General features: G+C 68.3%; 16 protein-coding genes. 6 read left to right on the plus strand and 10 right to left on the minus strand.

Annotated features, from left to right (window positions below; all coding sequences use genetic code 11):
* Positions 1-59 precede the first annotated feature (59 nt).
* The 5 genes from MNR01_RS15425 to MNR01_RS15445 form a co-directional block, all read right to left on the minus strand.
* A complete protein-coding gene (locus MNR01_RS15425) occupies positions 60-1,196 on the minus strand; it encodes an NAD(P) transhydrogenase subunit alpha (RefSeq protein WP_241918635.1) in 1,137 nt (378 codons plus the stop codon).
* 97 nt (positions 1,197-1,293) lie between these two features.
* Positions 1,294-1,776 (minus strand): DUF3106 domain-containing protein, encoded by a 483-nt coding sequence (locus MNR01_RS15430; RefSeq protein WP_241918636.1) that lies wholly within the window; start codon positions 1,774-1,776, stop codon positions 1,294-1,296.
* 16 nt (positions 1,777-1,792) lie between these two features.
* Positions 1,793-2,194 (minus strand): hypothetical protein, encoded by a 402-nt coding sequence (locus MNR01_RS15435; RefSeq protein ID WP_241918637.1) that lies wholly within the window; start codon positions 2,192-2,194, stop codon positions 1,793-1,795.
* The gene (locus tag MNR01_RS15440; protein WP_241920652.1) at positions 2,191-2,736 is read right to left on the minus strand and encodes an RNA polymerase sigma factor; all 546 of its coding nucleotides are present in this window, start codon (positions 2,734-2,736) and stop codon (positions 2,191-2,193) included. Before MNR01_RS15440 ends, MNR01_RS15435 begins: the two co-directional genes overlap by 4 nt.
* Before the next feature lie 78 nt (positions 2,737-2,814).
* Entirely contained in the window at positions 2,815-3,180 is a 366-nt protein-coding gene (locus MNR01_RS15445) for a hypothetical protein (protein ID WP_241918638.1), read from the minus strand.
* A 154-nt stretch (positions 3,181-3,334) separates the two neighbouring features.
* Between MNR01_RS15445 and MNR01_RS15450 the strand changes: the two genes are divergently transcribed.
* The gene (locus tag MNR01_RS15450) at positions 3,335-3,649 is read left to right on the plus strand and encodes an NAD(P) transhydrogenase subunit alpha (RefSeq protein WP_241918639.1); all 315 of its coding nucleotides are present in this window, start codon (positions 3,335-3,337) and stop codon (positions 3,647-3,649) included.
* A complete protein-coding gene (locus tag MNR01_RS15455; protein WP_241918640.1) occupies positions 3,646-5,052 on the plus strand; it encodes an NAD(P)(+) transhydrogenase (Re/Si-specific) subunit beta in 1,407 nt (468 codons plus the stop codon). Before MNR01_RS15450 ends, MNR01_RS15455 begins: the two co-directional genes overlap by 4 nt.
* A gap of 69 nt (positions 5,053-5,121) precedes the next feature.
* Here the strand turns inward: MNR01_RS15455 and MNR01_RS15460 are convergent, their stop codons facing one another.
* From MNR01_RS15460 to MNR01_RS15480, 5 genes are all read right to left on the minus strand, one after another.
* Positions 5,122-5,598 carry a hypothetical protein gene (locus MNR01_RS15460; protein ID WP_241918641.1) on the minus strand — a complete coding sequence of 159 codons (477 nt, stop codon included), beginning with the start codon at positions 5,596-5,598 and terminating at the stop codon, positions 5,122-5,124.
* A gap of 91 nt (positions 5,599-5,689) precedes the next feature.
* Positions 5,690-6,223, minus strand: a complete 534-nt coding sequence (locus MNR01_RS15465; RefSeq protein WP_241918642.1) for a hypothetical protein — start codon at positions 6,221-6,223, stop codon at positions 5,690-5,692.
* Positions 6,211-7,116, minus strand: a complete 906-nt coding sequence (locus MNR01_RS15470) for a helix-turn-helix transcriptional regulator (RefSeq protein WP_241918643.1) — start codon at positions 7,114-7,116, stop codon at positions 6,211-6,213. The genes MNR01_RS15465 and MNR01_RS15470 overlap by 13 nt, the downstream gene beginning before the upstream one ends.
* 149 nt (positions 7,117-7,265) lie before the next feature.
* Entirely contained in the window at positions 7,266-7,610 is a 345-nt protein-coding gene (locus tag MNR01_RS15475; RefSeq protein WP_241918644.1) for a hypothetical protein, read from the minus strand.
* Positions 7,611-7,747: 137 nt separating this feature from the next.
* Complete coding sequence (locus tag MNR01_RS15480) at positions 7,748-8,773, minus strand: AraC family transcriptional regulator (RefSeq protein WP_241918645.1); 1,026 nt, start codon at positions 8,771-8,773, stop codon at positions 7,748-7,750.
* Between the two features lie 198 nt (positions 8,774-8,971).
* Between MNR01_RS15480 and MNR01_RS15485 the strand changes: the two genes are divergently transcribed.
* From MNR01_RS15485 to MNR01_RS15500, 4 genes are all read left to right on the plus strand, one after another.
* Positions 8,972-10,000, plus strand: coding sequence for an AraC family transcriptional regulator (locus MNR01_RS15485; RefSeq protein ID WP_241918646.1), 1,029 nt, complete (start codon positions 8,972-8,974; stop codon positions 9,998-10,000).
* 322 nt (positions 10,001-10,322) lie between these two features.
* Positions 10,323-13,070: a YadA-like family protein gene (locus MNR01_RS15490; protein WP_241918647.1), complete on the plus strand. Its 2,748-nt coding sequence runs from the start codon at positions 10,323-10,325 to the stop codon at positions 13,068-13,070.
* Positions 13,071-13,136: 66 nt separating this feature from the next.
* Complete coding sequence (locus MNR01_RS15495) at positions 13,137-14,915, plus strand: S8 family peptidase (protein ID WP_241918648.1); 1,779 nt, start codon at positions 13,137-13,139, stop codon at positions 14,913-14,915.
* A 219-nt stretch (positions 14,916-15,134) separates the two neighbouring features.
* The gene (locus MNR01_RS15500) at positions 15,135-17,648 is read left to right on the plus strand and encodes a mechanosensitive ion channel domain-containing protein (protein ID WP_241918649.1); all 2,514 of its coding nucleotides are present in this window, start codon (positions 15,135-15,137) and stop codon (positions 17,646-17,648) included.
* The last annotated feature ends 134 nt before the right edge of the window (positions 17,649-17,782 follow it).

The raw sequence follows: 17,782 nt of genomic DNA on the forward strand, positions 1-17,782 counted from the left end.
CGCCAATCGACGTCAAGATGGATCCCGGCGTTCGCCGGGATGACGGGGATCGGACGCGCTTACGCCTGGGACTGCGCCTGTTCCTGCGCTGCGCGCTCCGGCCACACAGTGCGTGCCAGCAGTTCGTCGTTCCAGTCGATCGCCAGGCGGTCTTCCTTCGATGCCTCTTCGGTCACGAACAGGCTGACGAAGTTCAGCACATTGCGAGCGTACATCTCGCTGGCGTGCACCGCGCCGCTGCTGGCGAGGTTGAGCGGGCCGGCGATGGTCACCCCGTTGCTCTCGATGGTTTCGCCCGGGCGGGTCAGTTCGCAGTTGCCGCCGGTTTCGGCGGCGAGGTCGACGATCACACTGCCAGGCTTCATACCGGCAACCATGGCCGCAGTGATGATCTTCGGAGCGGGACGACCCGGGACCGCGGCCGTGCAGACGATCACGTCGATGCCCTTGAGGTGCTCGCCGAGACGACGCTGCTGTTCCGCGCGCTCCTCGTCGGTGAGGGCGCGCGCATAGCCGCCTTCGCCGGCGGCGCTGACGCCCAGGTCGAGGAACTTGCCGCCCAGCGACTCAATCTGTTCGCGCGTCTCCGGGCGCACGTCGAAACCTTCGACCTGCGCGCCCAGGCGCTTGGCCGTTGCCACCGCCTGCAGGCCGGCGACGCCGGCACCGACGATCAACACCTTCGATGGACGGATCGTGCCAGCGGCGGTGGTCAGCATCGGGAAGAAACGCGGTGCCAGCTGCGCCGAGATCAGCACCGCCTTGTAACCGGCCATGCCAGCTTGCGAACTGAGTACGTCCATGGCCTGCGCGCGCGTGGTGCGCGGCAGTCGCTCGAGCGGGAAGGCAAGCAGTCCGCGCGCCGTGATCGCTTCGCCGCGGGCCGCATCGCCCTGCGGCGCCAGCAGTCCGACCAGGACGGTGCCTTGGCGCAAAGCATTGAGTGACTGTGCCGCTGGCGGCTGCACGCAAAGCACGACATCGGCGTCGTTCCATGCCGAAGCGGCATCATCGGCGAGTTCGGCGCCCGCGTCGGCGTAGGCCTGGTCGTCGAAACTGGCCGCGCGCCCGGCGCCGCGCTGCACGCGCACCCGTGCGCCGCGGGCGGCGAGTTTCTTGCAGGTTTCCGGGGTCACTGCGACACGGCGTTCGCCGTTTGCGGTTTCGCTTGCAACGCCAATGGTGATGCCCGCCATGCTCCGCTCCAGAACCTGATCGCTGCATCCTAGAGCACGAGCGCGCCCGTTGGCGACTGCTTCAGCCCGGACCCGAGCTTGTCGGGCTACAACCTGCTCAGTGCTGCGGTGGCCGGTCCTTCTCGGGCGGGGCGGGATTGGCCTGTACCCAGGCGCGACGCTGCTCGGGCGTCATCGCCCGGAACTCCGCCTTGAGCGCGGCGCGCCTGGTCTCGTCCATGCCGCGCATCTTGGCGTAGAGGGCCCGCATCTGCTCGCGCTGCTCCGGGCTCATGTGTTCCCAGCGCTTCATGCCGTGGCGGGCCTGGTTGCGCTGCTCGGGCGTCATCTGCTGCCAGCGCTCGGCGCGGTCGAGCATGCGCTGGCGCTCCTCGGGCTGGTTGTTCCAGCGCTCGCGCACGGGCGCGATCAGCTGTTCGCGCTGGGCCGGCGTGAGCTGCTCCCAGGCGGGTAGCGACTTGGCCGGCGTGGCGGCCACATCCTTCGGCGGGTCAGCGGCGAACACCGGCGAGGCGGCGACCAGCAACGCCAGCACCGCGGCCACGCGCGTCAGTCGGGAAGGGGGCGAAACGGTACGCATGTCGGTGCTCCGCATGTCACTGGTCCAAAGCCGGCATGGCGTCGTCGTTGGAGGCCAGCCAGAGGTAAAGGTCGGGGTTCTCGTCGAGCGTGGCCAGGGCCGTGTCGGCGTCGTAGGTGGCGGTGGTCGCCGTGGCCACCGCGGGCGCCGGCGAGCCGACGGCCGGGGCCTGCGGCGACGGCCGCAGCAGCAGCCCTATCGCCAGCGCCGACACCGCGGCAAAACCCGTTGCCAGCACCCAGCCCGGGCCGCGCCGATGCGCGCGCACCGCGCCGGGTGTGGTCGCTGCCTGGCGGGCGACGCGCAAGCGTGCGCGCGTTGCCGGCGAGACCTGGTCCACGGCCTGCGTATGCAATCGGCGCATGGCCTGGTCGAAGGCGCGATCATCAGCTTGGTTGTCGTGTTCGTGGTGGCTCATCGCCAGTCCTCCAGTTGCCGCTGCAACGCTTCGCGTGCACGCGACAGGTGTGTCTTGACCGCGCCTTCGCTGCAACCCATCGCCTGCGCGGTCGTGGTGACGTCGAGTTCTTCCAGGATGCGCAGGCTGAAGGCCTCGCGCTGCCGGCGCGGCAACTTCGCCATCGCCTCGGACAACTTTGCATAGGCCTCACGGCCGTCGAACGTGCGCGACGGGTCGGGGCCGTCGTCGGCCCAGTCCAGCGTGCTGTCGTCGCGCTCCGGGGTCGGCATCAGCCAGCGCAGGCGGAAGGTGCGACGGCGCTGCACGTCGACGATCCGGCTGCGCAGGATGCTCCAGAACAGCGGCGTCCATTCCCCGGCGGGCCGGTCGCGGTAGGACAGCATCTTCATCATCGCGTCCTGCACCGCATCGAGGGCATCGTCGCGCTGGCGCAGGCCAAGCTCGGCGAAGCGGAAGGCACGTGTGCCGACGCCCGCCAGGAATTCCTCCAGCGATGCCGGCAGGCGCGCGACCGCCTCCTCGCTGGAGGCGGCGCGCACGTGTGCATGAGCCGGGTTGGCGGCCAGCACGTCGTCGTCGGGTTCGCGGCTCACGCGTCGCAGCATACGGGGCCTGGCTTAATGCCGACGATCTTCGTGCTGATGACCCCAGCGTGCGTCGAAGCGGTCGCCGCGGCGGTCCCAGCGCGCATCGGCGAGGTCGCCGCGACGGTCCAGGCGTTGCTCGATGCGGTCGCCCTTGCGGTCGAGCCGGTAGGCGCGACGGTCGTGGCCGAGCGCGTCCTGCCACGCGGCACGGCGGTCCAGGCGCTGGTCGATGCGGTTGCCGCGGGCGTCCAGGCTGGCATCGATGCGGTCGCCCTTGCGGTCCATGCGGCGGTCGACCCCGTCACCACGGTCGCCGGCGAACGCCGCGGCGGTGGCGGCCAGCATGGCAATCGCGAGTCCAGCCGACAGCGTGCGTTTCAGTGCTGCATGCCTCATTGCGGTCTCTCCCGGTCTGGCGGACCGTCTTGGCCCGTCCTTCGGGGGAGACAACGCCTGCCGGCGGCTCCGGTTGACAGCCGCCGGCCGACGGCGCTGGCGCCGCGTTCATCCACGGTTATGATGCGGGAGACATCGAGATGGGGTACGGATGATGGGCGACGGTTTGGTAGCGCTGTACATCTTCATGCTGGCGGCCATCGCCGGCCACGTGATCATCTCGCGGGTGCCGGTGATCCTGCACACGCCGCTGATGTCCGGGTCCAACTTCATCCACGGCATCGTCCTGATCGGCGCCATGGTCGTGCTCGGCCACGCCGACACGACGCTGGAGAAGGCCATCGGCTTCGTCGCCGTGCTGCTGGGCGCCGGCAATGCCGCCGGCGGCTACGTGGTCACCGAGCGCATGCTGGAAATGTTCAAGGCCAGCCGCAAGCCCGGCTCCGCCCAGAGCGGAGGCAAGGCATGAGCGGCGCGATGCAGAACACGTTCGCCTGGATCGCCGCCGCCAGTTATTTCGTTGCCGCCACTCTTTTCCTGCTGGGCCTGCAGCGCATGGCCTCGCCGGTAACTGCGCGCAGCGGCATCCGCTGGGCCGGACTGGGCATGGTCATCGCCACGGTGGCGACGTTCCTGCTGCCGGGCCTGCACAACATGGCGCTGATCGTGCTGGCGCTCGGCATCGGCACCGGCCTGGCGTGGGTGTCGGGCAAGAAGGTCGCCATCACCGACATGCCGCAGATGGTCGCGCTGTACAACGGCATGGGCGGCGGTTCGGCGGCGGCGATCGGTGCGGTCGAGCTGCTGCGTTACTCCAGCGAGGGACATGCGCCGTCGATGACGTCGCTGGTGCTGGCGGTGCTCGGTGCCGCCATCGGTTCGGTGTCGCTGTCGGGTTCGATCATTGCCTGGGCCAAGCTCGATGGGCGGCTGGACAAGCGGGTGGTGTTCCCGGGGCAGCAGTTGTTCAACCTGGCCGTGTTCGTGGCGATGATCGTCATGGGTGGCATCGCCATCCACACATTGAGCACGTCGGCGATCATCGCCTTCTTCGTGCTGGCGCTGTCGCTGGGCGTGCTGATGACGCTGCCGATCGGTGGCGCCGACATGCCGGTGGTCATCTCGCTGTACAACGCGCTCACCGGTCTGGCGGTGGCCTTCGAAGGTTACGTGCTCGGCAATGAGGCGCTGATCATCGCCGGCACCATGGTCGGTGCGGCCGGTACGTTGCTGACGCAATTGATGGCCAAGGCGATGAACCGACCGATCCACGGTGTGCTGTTCTCCAGCTTCGGTGGCGGTGGGCAGGCGCAGGAGATCAGCGGTACGCAGAAGCCGATCGAGGCCGGCGATGTGGCGGCGATGATGGCCTATGCCGAGCGCGTGGTGATCGTCCCGGGCTACGGCATGGCGGTGGCGCAGGCGCAGCACAAGATCTGGGAGCTGGCGCAGAAGCTGATGGATCGCGGTGTCAAGGTGAAGTTCGCGATCCATCCGGTGGCCGGGCGCATGCCGGGCCACATGAATGTGCTGCTGGCCGAGGCGGGTGTGCCGTACGACCTGATCGCGGACATGGACGACATCAATCCGGAGTTCGCCAACACGGATGTGTCGCTGGTGATTGGCGCCAACGATGTGGTCAATCCGGTGGCCAAGACGGATCCGGCGTCTCCGATCTATGGGATGCCGATCCTGGATGTGACCAATTCGAAGAACACGATCGTGATCAAGCGTGGCAAGGGCACGGGTTTCGCTGGCATCGAGAATGCGCTGTTCTACCAGGACAATACGCGGATGCTCTATGGCGACGGTGCGGAGATGGCGAGTGCGCTGGTCAGCGAGTTGAAGGCGCTGGACGGTGGCGGGCACTGAGTGAAAAAAGCCCCCTCCGTGCAAGGGAGGGGGTTGGGGTTGGGGTGAGGGAAGGCCTTGCGTTGCGGATCACTTCTGGAAACAGATCTCGCCGTTGATGAAGGTGTCGATCATGCCGTGGCCATCTTTCAGTCCACTGACAAAGAAGTAGCCTGTGGCGCCTGCGAAATCGCCGGTGCCGGCGACGATCTTCTGGTACGCCGTGACCACGCCCGCTGCCGGGCCGGAAGTGGTGACGCCCGTCTCGCGCATGGTCAGCGTGCCCTTCTCGAGGCGGTACTCGAACGGACCACTGTAGGAGATGAAGCCGGGCGACGTTGCCGGGCCGGCCGCGCCGCTGTCGCCGTTGAAATGGGTGACGCCGCGTACGCCGTGGTTGCCGTCGACCTCGCCAAGGAAGCACGTGGCCAGGCCGGGATTGCAGCCCTGCGTGGACGATACTTCGATGAGATCGGCGTGGATCTTCTTGCACTTGTCGCCGTGTGCGTATGCCGGTGCGGTGGCCAGGGTGAGCAGGACGAGCAGGCCGGGAGCGATGGGGTTCATTGCAGTCTCCGTGCGTTGGTGTCGGGACCGGGGCGCGTCCGGTCTCCGCTGACGCCAGCATCTGCGCGCGCCAGGCGTGAAGCGGTATGGCTCAGCCGGGGCGTTCTAGCATCGTCGCCAGTGGCGGCGATCCCCACGCGCCCAGCCAGGCGCGCCGCGCGAACCAGGCACATGGCCAGCCGACCAGCGCGATGTGGGCGACGATGCTGGATGCGATCCACAGCGGCAGCGGTGAGCCCGCGCGCGGTGCGGCCGACAGCGGCACGACGACGAAACTCATCAGCGCGAACAGGGCCAATCCGTACAGTGCGCCATACCGCCATGGGCGCTGCAGCAGCGCAGTGGCTTCACGCGCGACCGTCGCGTAGGCGCTGGCCATGGCGATGGCAATCAGGTAGTGCAGGAACAGTCCCAGCATCGCGCTCGCGCTGCCGCCGGCAAAGCTGTCCTTGCCGAGCACGCCGGCTGCCACGGATTGCAGGATCCGCTGTGGCGGGACCCCGCGCAGCGCCCAGAAGCCGGTGGCAAAGAGGATGTCGAGCGTGCCGGCGCACAGTCCGCCCAGTAGCATCCAGCCGAGCGCGCGCTGCACCGATGGCTCGATCGTCGTGCTCAGGCTGCGCATTGTGCTGCCTCGATGGACGTTTCCTTGACCGACGCTGCATCGATCCGTCGCGCCTGCGTCGCGGTCATGCCGAAGGTGTGCTTGAACGCACGGCAGAACGCGCTCTGGCTCTCGAAGCCGAGCACCTGGGTGATCTCGCCGACCGGCATCGCGGTGTCGCGCACCAGGCGCCAGGCGCGTGCGCTGCGCAGGCGCGCCAGGTATTCCGACGGCGTTTCGCCAAAGACTTCGCGATGGATGCGGATCAGGTGCCCCGGCGAGTAATGCGCGCGGTCGGCAAGCCAGGCCAGGTCGATCGCCGGTTCGGAGTCGTCATCGGCCTCGACATGGCTGCGCACCAGATGGCGTACGTGCAGCAACCGCAGCAGGGTCTGGCGGCGGTGTGACTGGTTGCGGCCACGACAGCGGGGCAGGCGCGCGGCGATGGCCTGCTGCTGCTCGGCCAGCAGCGTGGCCAGGGAGTGGTCAGTGCAAGCCTGCGCGACCTCGAAGGACGGGGCGTCGCGCAGTGCGCGCGCAAGCTGCACCAGCTGCCGGCGCAGGCGGCGCGGTGCCGCGTGTTGCCAGGCAAGCGGCTCGCGCAAGCCGGGGACACTGGCGAAATGCCTGGCCCAGGCGGCGGGACTGCCGGCCAGGCACAGCCACAGCGAATCGCGCGTGCCCTGCGCAGACAGTGCGCCGCTGCACCACATCTGTGCCTGGCGGCTGCGCAAGCGCCACTGGCAGTCGATGTCCTGCAGTTGCAGGTCGCCGCGCAGTGGCAGCCACAGCGAGAACCAGTCGCGCGGCAGGCGCAGCGGCGCTTCGCTTCCGACGGCCAGCTCCAGCCATTGCCCGTCGCGCGGGGGCGGCAACGGCGCCGAAGCGGAAAGTGCGTGATAGCGCAGGGCCATGACGGTCTCGCTGGTGCGGCGCGTTCGGTCACGCGCCAATGGCACCACGCTATCGGTCTGAAACAGCAGATTGGAGAGCCACTCGGCTCCGGATCAACGGAGCCAATTGCAGTGGCATGACTGTGAACGGGCGAGTCGGCGCGGACGCCTTACAGCCCGATCACCGCGCAGAGCAGCACCAGCAAGCCGGTCACGGCCACGCCCGCGTGCACGAACACGACCGCCTTGGGCGCGACCCTGCTGCGCATGTGGATCGAAGCGAGATAGAAACCACCGAGCGCAGCCAGGCCCAGGATGGCCAATGCCGCAGTCGCCAGCGCCGGTGCGCCGCCCTGGCCCACTCCCATGATCACCAGCACCAGCCCGGTGGCGCCCAGCAATGCATGCATGACGGAGACAACCCAAGGCGCCAGCCGGCCGCGCAGGACGTGCGAGGCCAGGAACAGGCCGCCCATGGCGGCAATCGCAAACACAATCAGGGCTGCTTTCAACATGGCCGGATCCTCTTCAGTCGGTGGGACGGGTGGTCGGGCGCTTGCACGCCCTTGAGTCTGGCCAGCACCGTTGCAGTCATCCGTTCGCAACGCGAGCCAGGAACGGGAACGCGAATCCGACAGCGTGGGCACCCAGGTCAAGGTGCCGCGTCGAGCAGCGCTTGCCGCATGGCCTGGGGCGTCTGGCCGAACCAGCGCCGGCAGGCCCGGTTGAACGAGCTCTGCTCCCTGAAGCCGAGCAGGCCGGCAATCTGGGTCATCGGCATGGCCGGTTCGGCCAGGTAACCCTGGGCGCGGTCGCGTCGTACGGCATCAAGCAAGGCTTCGAAGGTCAGGCCATCGTCCGCGAGCTGCCGTTGCAGGGTGCGCGAGTGCATGGCCAACTGCTCGGCCACGCTGACAAGCGAGCAACGTCCCGTCGGGAGCAGGCGATCGATCGATGCTGTTGCATGCTCGCGCACGTTGCGGGGTTGCTGGTCGATCTCGCGGCTGACGAAGTCGACGAGGAACGCCCGCATCATCCGGTTGTGGCGATCGATGGGCCGGGCGATCTGGGCACGCGTCAGGACAAGGGCGTTGATCTCCTGGCCGAACAGGACCTGCGTGCCGAAGTACTTGCGGTAGTGCGCATGGGGCAAAGCGGGTTCGTGGCGACAAAGCACGGCCTGGGCGTGGAAGGCGCGATCATCCAGCAGCATGCCGACGACGTGGTGCATCAGTCCCAGGGCACGTTCCACCGCGTGCCGGCTGGGGCCCACTGGCTTGCCAAGCTCGAAGTGGTAAGTCAGTCGCGGCGCATCGGGCTCGGTGGTGCGATCGAGTTCGAACACGGTACCGGCGCTGTAGAAGCCGATGAAGCGGGCGAAATCGTCAAGCGCCGCGCCGACATCGGGACAGTTGCGCGCGATCAGCGCCACTGGGCCGACGATGTTCCAGTCCTGTTGCTGCGACAGGCGAAGGCCGAAATCCGGGCAATCCAGTTCCGAGGCGGTGCGCTCCAGCAGATGCACCAGCGACAGCATCGGCACCATCGCGTAGTGCACGTCGAGCAGGTCGGGCGCGATATTGAAGTCGCGCAGCAGCGCCTCGGGGTTACCTCCGAGCTCGCGGACGAGCTCGCGGTAGTGGGTCAGGGCGGTGATGCGGATCAGGGGTCCGGCCAAGGCGGGGAACCGACAGCAGTTGCGACAGCGAGGCAGGTTCGCACCCGCGGATGATTGTCGCGTGATGGCAAACCGATGACGTGTCAGGACAAGCCGGCGCTGCCCCGGGCCTGCGCTAATCAGCGCTGGCGAGCCCGTGGCTCGAAGCAGCAGTAGTCCGCGTGCCGGCCCCGGGGGGGGTGCTGCCGTGGCAGTTCAATGGCAGACGGCAAGCGAAAATCCGAAGCAGCCCCCGGTCATGGCGCAGCCGGCGGGCGATCACGCCGCGGGGCCATTGCCGGCGCAGCAGAGGCTCGCAGCGATGGCCTGAAGAGCTTCACGCTCGAGCAGTGGCGCCAGGTCTCGCGCGAGCGCTACAACTGGGACCTGCAACTGCATCCCGGCGCCGCGGGCGCGCATCGGTTCGTCGGCGAGTACAGCGCCTGGGGCGATGGCGACACGCGCTTCCTGCACAGCCGGGCGATGGCGGCGCGGGTGCGGCCCTTCAACCCGGCGCAGGGGGGCTTCCGTCTGGTCTTCCTCTTGTCCGGACAGGCGCAAATCAGCGCCCACGCGGGACCTGAGGCCATTGAAGTTGGCCAGGGCGATCTCTTCGTGCTCGATACCGGTGCGGTCAAGCACGCCCAATGGACGGCGCACTCCGACCTGTGCCTGCAGCTGCCGCGGCATGAGGACCTGCGCCCGCGCGTCGGTGATGACGGCGGGTCCGGACGGGCGGTGATCCCGATTGACGATCCGGTCGTGTCCAACGTGCTCAAGGCGCAGCTGCGTCTGCTGGCCGCGCGCGGTGGCGAGCTGGCAGGGAATGCGCGCACGCGGATGCTGTCGAACATGGTCGACCTGACCGTGATGGCGCTGCGCGCGCCGGAAGTCGCTGCGGGCGGTTCGGGCAGCGGCCAGGGGATCCTGCTGGAGAAGGCGAAGCTGTACGTGCAGACCCATTTCCGTCGCCACGACCTGTCGGTGGACGAAATCGCCGCGGCAGTGGGTTGCTCGCGCACATCGCTGTACCGCTTGTTCTGCGCGCAATCGCTGACGGTGCTCGGCTATCTGCGCGAGACCCGGTTGCAGCGCTGCCGCGCCGCGCTGGCCGCTTCACCGGCGCAGGCCAACATTGGCCAGGTCGCGTTCCAGCATGGCTTCGTCGACCTGCATGCCTTCACGCGCCTGTTCAAGCGGCGCTTCGGCATGACGCCGGGGCAGGCGCGGGCGTCGGAACGTTACTGACCATTGTTCAGGCCTGTCCGGTGGAACAAACAATCAAAGGAAAGAACCCCAAGTCAGGGTCGCCGAAGTGAGCCGGTGCTTTGCGGTGCCCGGTCGCTCGGCATGACGCCAGGACAGGTGCGCGCTTCCAGGGCATGACTTCGACGAAAGAATGCGTACGGCTGGAACGCACGGCCAAACCTTGGCACAGGTGATCAAATCCACGCCCGATTGCGCTGCATAGGCTGAAAGAGTGCGTTCAGGGGATCTGTCGACGCACGCCTCGCCCACCCCAAGCAATCGCAACCGACGCAGCCCCGAGGGTGTGTCGATGGAGAATGAAATGACACTGTTTCCTGCTGTCGCTCGACCGCGTCCGGCACGCCTGGCCCACGCCATTGTCCTCACCCTGGGCCTGGCCCCGGCAGTTGCCGGCGCGCAGGCGTTCTGTGTCGATGCGAACGGCAACCTGCTCGGTTCGGCCGGCGATCCCGACGCGGTCGCCTGCGGGGTCGATGCGGTGGCCGCCGGAGCGGCGTCGACCGCGACCGGCGCCTTCGCGCTGGCCGAGGGCGACAACAGCGCCGCGTACGGTGCCTACAGCTGGGCCGCTGGTGGCAACAGCACCGCGTTGGGCACCGGCACGTTCGCACTTGGCGCGAACAGCACCGCCAGCGGTTTCAACGCCGCCGCCACCGGCGACAACGCCAGCGCCTATGGCCATGGCGCCATTGCCGAAGGAAGCGACAGCACCGCGATCGGCACCCGCAGCGCGGCCGCCGGCGCGTCCAGCAGCGCCTTCGGTGCCGGCAGCAACGCCAGCGGCAGCGGCTCGCTCGCGTTGGGCGGCAGCAGCGCCAGCGCCGACGACGCAGCGGCCATCGGCAGCGCAGCCACGGCAACCGCGGCCAACGCGATGGCGATCGGAACCGGCGCCGCAGCCAGCGGCCAGAACTCGATCGCCTTGGGCGTGCACTCGGCAGCATCGGCGGTCGGCACGACCGCGATCGGCGATCAGGCCTGGGCCACGTCCGCCAACAGCGTTGCCATTGGATCGCTGTCCACCACCGCAGGCTATCTGCCGCTGTACGCCAACACCAACGTGGCCCGCAGCAATACCCCGATCAATGCGACCGGGCAGGTGGCCATCGGGTTTGCTTCGGCCGCGCAGGGGTACAACTCGGTTGCCTTGGGCGCCAACGCCAAGGCCTACAGCGACAACGCCGTCGCCATCGGCAACTGGGCCGGGTACCACCAGAACTCCCGGATCGAGCCGGGCGTGGGCGCGAACTCCATCGCCATCGGCTACAGTGCCGTTGCGCCCGGCAGCAACAATACAGTTGTGGGCCAGAAGGCCTACACGGCCTACTACGCCCAGGTGGGCGCACCTGCGACGATCTTCGGCGAGTACCTGTTCACGGCCAACGGCACCGCGATCGGCTCGGCGGCGGCGGCGAGCCAGACGGCCACGGCATTGGGAACGACGGCGACCGCCGGCGGCATGCAGAGCCTGGCCATCGGTGCCAACGCGGCCGTGCAGGACCTGGCGCCTGCCGTAAGGCCCGGAACGGGCGGTGATCCGGCTGCGCCGGGTTACGTGCCCGACTCGCTCGACTTCAGCGCGATGAAGTCGCTCAACTCAACTGCCATGGGGTATGGCGCCAGGGTGCAGTACGCCGCCAATGCCATGGCGCTGGGCGCCAATGCCAGGGTGGCCGGTAGCACCTCCGGCGCGGCCAGCGACAACTCGATTGCGCTGGGCTCCAACAGCGTGGTGAATGCGGCCACGCCCAATGCGATGGCACTGGGCGCGGGCAGCAATGCCAGCTTCGCCAACTCGGTGGCGCTTGGCGCCGGCTCGCGTACCACCGTCGGCGCACTGAACAACTACGTCGATGGCAGCGGCCGCCTCAGCGGGCAGAACTCGGTAGGTGAAGTTTCGGTCGGCAGCGCCACCGGCCAGCGCCAGGTGACCAACGTCGCCGCCGGCAAGAACGGCACCGACGCGGTCAACGTCAACCAGCTCAATGCCGCCACGGCGGAGCTGGGCACGCGCGTCGACGGTCTGGCGCAGGGCCTGGTCGATGCCGGCTCGCGCATCGACGGCGTGCAGGACCGGGTCGACCAGATCGCCCAGGGCGTGAGCGATGCCGGTGTGCGGGTGGATGCGGTCGAACAGGGGCTGGCCGACACCAATACCCGCATCGACGACGTCGACGGTCGCCTGGGCGCCGTCGAGAGCGACATCGAAAGCCTGCGCGGCGCCACCGGGCAGATCGACATGATCGCCGTCGACGGCAACGGTGATGGCAGCGACAAGGCGTCCGTCGCCGCTGGCAGCAAGGCGGTGGCGATGGGTTCGTCGGCGAGCGCGCAGGGCAGCAACGGCGTGGCCATCGGCAACAGTGCATTCGCCGCAGGCCCGAACGACACCGCGCTCGGCGGCAACGCCCGCGTCGAAGCCGACGGCAGCACCGCAGTCGGCGCCAACGCGACGATCGCGGCGGCGGCGACCAATGCCGTCGCGGTCGGCGAAAGTGCGTCGGTACTGGCTGCCGGCGGGACGGCGCTGGGCCAGGGAGCCACGGTGGATGCGGCAGCGACCGGTGCCGTCGCCATCGGTCAGGGTTCGCTCGCCGATCGCGCCAACACGGTCTCGGTCGGCACCGTCGGTGGCGAGCGCCAGGTGGTGAACGTCGCCGCCGGCACGGCCGACACCGACGCCGCCAACGTCGCACAGGTGCGCAGCCAGGCCACGCAGACGCTGGGCCAGGCCAATGCCTACACCGACTCGCGCTTCCAGGCGCTGGACGACTGGCAGGACACCGTCAACAGCCGCTTCATCAAGCAGGACGAGCGCATCCAGCGCGTCGGCGCGATGGGCGCGGCGATGGCGCAGATGTCGGCAAACACCTCGGGCCTGTCCGGCGCCAATCGCGTCGGCGTGGGCGTGGGCACCTACGGCAGCGAGGCGGCGATTTCCGTCGGCTACCAGCGTGCGTTCAACAACAACCGCGCCAGCGTTTCCGCCGGCGCCGCCTTCACCAGCGACGACTCCAGCGTCGGCGCGGGCGCTGGCTTCAGCTGGTAACCACCGCGGGCGTCGCCATGCGGCGCCCGCTTCGTGCCGACCACCAACACCTCCGGAATCCAACCCATGCAGCGCAAGACTCTCTCGGTGGCGCTTGCCGCCATCCTCGTCGCCGGTGCGACCGGCACCGCCCTCTCCGCCGCCGCCGGCAAGCCCACGGTCATTCGCGCCGACACGGGTGCGACAGCCGGCAACAGCGACGGCTACGACCGCTTCATCGTCAAGTACCGTGACGGCAGCGCCGCCAAGGCCGATGCCACGCAACTCACGCGGGCCATCGACGCCGTGGCTGCTCGCGCCGTCACCGCGCGTGCCGGCATGGCCGCCCCGCGTGCCCGCCACCTTCGCCGCCTTGCCGGCAGCGGCGCCGATCTCGTGCGCCTGTCGCGCAGGCTCGATCGCGTCGAAGCCGAAAACCTGATGCGCTCGATCGCCGCCGATCCGGCGGTCGAGTACGTCGTGCCGGACCGCTTGCGCCAGGCCACGGCAGCACCGAACGATCCGTACTACACCACGCATCAGTGGCACTTCAATCACCCGGTGGGTGGTGCCGGCGTGCAGACGGCGTGGGATGCCAATGCAACCGGCGCGGGCGTGGTGGTCGCCGTGCTGGACACCGGCGTCACCGAGCATCCCGACCTGGCCGCCAACCTGCTGCCCGGTTACGACTTCATCTTCGATCACGAAGTGTCGGGCCGCGACAGCGACGGCCGCGTCGCCGGCGGTGCCGACACCGGCGACTGGGTCGCCGCCAATCAGTGCTTCAACGGCAGTCAGAAGCGCGACAGCTCGTGGCACGGCAGCCATGTCAGCGGCACGATTGCCGAAGTCACCGGCAACGGCGTCGGCATGGCCGGCGTCGCCCGCGACGCCAGGATCGTGCCGGTGCGCGTGCTTGGCCATTGCGGCGGCTACGACTCCGACATCAACGACGCGATCGTGTGGGCCTCCGGTGGCCACGTCGATGGCGTGCCGGACAACCCGTATCCGGCCGAAGTGATCAACATGAGCCTGGGCGGCAGCGGCAGCTGCGATGCACCGACGCAGGCCGCGATCGACAGCGCGGTTTCGCGCGGAACTACCATTGTGGTGGCCGCCGGCAACGACAACGGCGACGTGTCGTCGCACTCGCCGGCCAACTGCCAGAACGTCATCACCGTCGGCTCCTCGGGCATCAGCGGTCGTCGCGCCAGCTATTCCAACTATGGCGCGCGCATCGACATCGCCGCCCCGGGTGGCGGCATCAACGACGGCGCCAGCCAGGTCGAGGGCTACATCTGGTCGACGGTGAACATGGGCACGACCGTGCCCACGGTCGCCGGCTACGGCGGCATGGTCGGCACTTCGATGGCGGCACCGCACGTCGCCGGTGTCGCGGCGATCGTGCAGAGCGCGCTGGACTCGCCGAAGACGCCGGGCGAACTGGCGGCGCTGCTCAAGCAGACTGCGCGACCGTTCCCGACCACGCCGGACCGGCCGCTCGGGACAGGCATCGTCGATGCGGGTGCAGCGGTAATCGTGGCCAGGACCGGCGGCCAGCCGCTGTCCAACGGCATCGCCAAGACCGGCCTGCGCGGCAACGCCAACGATGGCTACGTGTATGTGTTCCCCGTGACTGCGGGGACGGCCCGCCTCAACGTGATCACCTACGGCGGCACCGGACAGGTGAAGCTGCTGGTGAAGAACGGCAGCGAGCCGACCACGACCAGTTACGACGCAATCTCGCAGCGACCGGGCAACAACCAGACGATCACCCTCAACGCTCCGGCCGCCGGTGCGTACTACGTGAAGGTGCTGGGCGTGAGCAGCTTCAGCGGCGTGTCGGTGAAGGCTTCAACGATGTAATTGGCACCTGCTGCGGCCAGTCCATCGACTGGCCGCAGCGTCTGGCGGTGCGCAATGCCGGCGATTCGAAGCTGTGATGACGATGTGAAAGTGCGATGCCTGGCGCCATCAAGCGTTGACGATGCCGCGCCACTGGGGTTTGCTCTGCCGCAGCTTCCGCGCTGCAGCTGCCCCCGCAGGTGCCAGTCAGCGGACCCCGCCTGACGGCCTGGAGCCACGATGTCGCGCATTCCCGCCCTGCTTGCCTGTGTCCTGTGCCTGTCGGGCATGTTCGCCATTCCCGAAGCAGCCGCGCAGACCGCGCCAACGCTGGTCGAGACCAAGGAAAAGGGACCCACGGCCATCCCGGTCGCCGACATCCCGATCCGCGCCGACGATGACGAGCGCTTCTCCCAGGACGTGACCCTGCGGGCAACGACTTCGGATCTGACGAAGGAGCTGTCTCCGCGCCTGGCGACGATCGAGCGCTCGGTGAGCGAGAAGGCCAAGCTGCTGGTCTCCAAGGACCTGCGCACGCTGCCGGTGATGCGGCTGGAAAGCCTGGACCGGCACTGGAAGTTCGACGCCCGCCAGTACGCACGCTGGCAGTCCGACCTGCGCCAGGCCAGTGCGCCCTTCGGCGAGGATGCCGCCGAGCTCGCACGCCGCCGTGCCGACTGGGAAGCGACCAAGGTCGCCGCACAGGCCGGCAGCCTGGCCAATGCCCTCGACAACCGCATCGAGTCGGTCGTTGCCAAACTCAAGCAGGCCGAGCAGGCGCTGTCGGCGCCGCTGGAAAAGCAGATCGCGCTGGGCCGGCGCGGCAACGCGGTGGAGGCGCGGATCCAGGCCGGCCAGAAGGCCGTAAACCAGGCCATCGACTACATCGACAGCCGCCTGATACGCCTGGATGCACCGCCGTTGTGGGAGGCGCAGCGCGAGCAGCGCGGCACCGAGTCGGCGTTGGATTCGATCCGCACCGGCCTGGAAATCGAAAGCCGTTTCGTCAGCCAGTACAGCGCGGCCGACCTGGGCAACCAGCGCGCACTGCACTGGCTGCAGATCCTGTTGCTGCCGCTGCTGGTGTGGCTGAGTTTCCGTACGCGCAAGCAGGCGCCGACCGGGCTGGAAAACGAAGCCTACAACCGCGTCCTGCGCCGGCCGATTTCCTCATGGATCCTGTTGTCGATGATGGGCGTGCTGGTGTTCGAGCCCGATGCGCCACTGCTCGCGCACCAGGTCGCGATGCTGGTGGCGCTGGTGCCGGTGCTGCGCCTGCTGCCGCCCGACAGCAAGCGCCTGCTCGGATACTGGCCCTTCGTCGCCACCGGCCTGTACCTGGTCGAGCGCATCGGCTTCGTCTTCCTCGCCAGCGAGCTGATGTACCGCTGGTACTACCTTGGCCTGACCCTGCTGGCGATGGTGCTGATGCTGTGGCTGCTGCTATGGCGTTCGCGCCGCGCGCTGCCCGGGTCCGACCCGGCGGCGCGGGCGAGCCGGATCATCCATGTGATCGCCTGGGGCGCCACGGTGCTGCTGGCGGCTTCGGCGGTGTCCAACATCGTCGGCAATGTGTCGCTGGCGGAGATGCTCACCGCCGGCGTGGTCGACAGCGGTTACCTCGGGCTGGTGCTGTACGCCGGCATCAACGTGTTCAACACGCTGCTGCAGCTGATGATCGCGCGCCGCAGCGCCTCGCGCTTCCGCATCGCCAGGGAACACGCCGCGCCGATCCTGGGGGGGTTCAACAAGCTGCTGAAGATCGCCGCGGTGCTCGGCTGGATCGCCTTCGCGATGAGCCGCTTCCGCATCTTCCGGCCGGTGTACGGCGTGGTCGAGTCGATACTCACGTACTCGGTCAAGTTCGGCGAGATCTCCGTCAGCCTGGGCCACATCCTGGTGTTCGCGGTCTCTGTGTTCATCGCCTACTGGACCGCCCGCACGGTCCGCTTCCTGCTGCAGGAGCAGGTGCTGCCGAAGATGTCGCTGCCGCGCGGTGTCGGCAACTCGGTGGCGTCGCTGAGCTATTACGCGCTGCTGCTGATTGGCCTGGTGGTCGCGTTGGCCGCAGCCGGCTTCAAGGTCGGGCAGCTCGCCTTCCTGTTCGGCGCGCTCGGCGTCGGCATCGGCTTTGGCCTGCAGAACGTGGTCAACAATTTCGTATCCGGCCTGATCCTGATGTTCGAGCGGCCGATCCAGCCCGGTGACGTGGTCGAGATCACCGGCACGGCCGGTCGCGTGCGCGAGATCGGCATGCGTGCCACCACCATCAAGACCTTCGACGGCGCCGACGTGGTCGTGCCCAATGGCACGCTGCTTTCGGAGAAACTCACCAACTGGACCCTGCTCGACATGAGCCGTCGCATCGATATCGACCTGGGCGTGGGCTACGGCTCGGAGCCGTCGCAGGTCATGGCGCTGCTGGCGAAGGTCACCACCGAAACGCCGCACGTGGCCCGCTCGCCGGCGCCGGTGGTGCTGTTCACCGGGCTGGGCGCGAGCTCGCTCAACTTCGCGATCCGCGCATGGACCTACGACTTCGAGAACTGGACCAACATCCGCAGTGAGCTGATGACGCGGGTGCACGCGGCGCTGCGCGAGGCCGGCATCGAGATGCCGTTCCCGCAGCAGGACATGCACCTGCGCAGCGTGTCGAAGGATGTTGGTGCCATGCTCATGCCGCAAGGACCCGGTCGTCCCGTCAAGCCGATCGGCAGTGATGTGGAAGGTGATGGAACGGACTCAGCGCAGTGACGCGGTCCGCTACGTCAATAGCAGAAGTAGCTGATCACGCGCGCATGATCGAGGGGTGCAGTAGTCGTTGTCAGTCATCGTTGAGGTGAATGGTTCCGATCGGAACAAGTGATTTCTCTTCGCCACGTGCCTCG

The sequence above is a fragment of the Lysobacter sp. S4-A87 genome (assembly GCF_022637455.1).
In the GTDB taxonomy this organism is placed as follows: Bacteria; Pseudomonadota; Gammaproteobacteria; order Xanthomonadales; family Xanthomonadaceae; genus Lysobacter_J.

What these genes read in the sequence shown, in the direction of transcription:
- MNR01_RS15425 (WP_241918635.1), bottom strand. Translation starts at nt 1,196, where the DNA reads ATGGCGGGCATCACCATTGGCGTTGCAAGCGAAACCGCAAACGGCGAA.
- MNR01_RS15430 (WP_241918636.1), bottom strand. Translation starts at nt 1,776, where the DNA reads ATGCGTACCGTTTCGCCCCCTTCCCGACTGACGCGCGTGGCCGCGGTG.
- MNR01_RS15435 (WP_241918637.1), bottom strand. Translation starts at nt 2,194, where the DNA reads ATGAGCCACCACGAACACGACAACCAAGCTGATGATCGCGCCTTCGAC.
- MNR01_RS15445 (WP_241918638.1), bottom strand. Translation starts at nt 3,180, where the DNA reads ATGAGGCATGCAGCACTGAAACGCACGCTGTCGGCTGGACTCGCGATT.
- MNR01_RS15450 (WP_241918639.1), top strand. Translation starts at nt 3,335, where the DNA reads ATGGGCGACGGTTTGGTAGCGCTGTACATCTTCATGCTGGCGGCCATC.
- MNR01_RS15455 (WP_241918640.1), top strand. Translation starts at nt 3,646, where the DNA reads ATGAGCGGCGCGATGCAGAACACGTTCGCCTGGATCGCCGCCGCCAGT.
- MNR01_RS15460 (WP_241918641.1), bottom strand. Translation starts at nt 5,598, where the DNA reads ATGAACCCCATCGCTCCCGGCCTGCTCGTCCTGCTCACCCTGGCCACC.
- MNR01_RS15465 (WP_241918642.1), bottom strand. Translation starts at nt 6,223, where the DNA reads ATGCGCAGCCTGAGCACGACGATCGAGCCATCGGTGCAGCGCGCGCTC.
- MNR01_RS15470 (WP_241918643.1), bottom strand. Translation starts at nt 7,116, where the DNA reads ATGGCCCTGCGCTATCACGCACTTTCCGCTTCGGCGCCGTTGCCGCCC.
- MNR01_RS15475 (WP_241918644.1), bottom strand. Translation starts at nt 7,610, where the DNA reads ATGTTGAAAGCAGCCCTGATTGTGTTTGCGATTGCCGCCATGGGCGGC.
- MNR01_RS15485 (WP_241918646.1), top strand. Translation starts at nt 8,972, where the DNA reads ATGGCAGACGGCAAGCGAAAATCCGAAGCAGCCCCCGGTCATGGCGCA.
- MNR01_RS15490 (WP_241918647.1), top strand. Translation starts at nt 10,323, where the DNA reads ATGACACTGTTTCCTGCTGTCGCTCGACCGCGTCCGGCACGCCTGGCC.
- MNR01_RS15495 (WP_241918648.1), top strand. Translation starts at nt 13,137, where the DNA reads ATGCAGCGCAAGACTCTCTCGGTGGCGCTTGCCGCCATCCTCGTCGCC.
- MNR01_RS15500 (WP_241918649.1), top strand. Translation starts at nt 15,135, where the DNA reads ATGTCGCGCATTCCCGCCCTGCTTGCCTGTGTCCTGTGCCTGTCGGGC.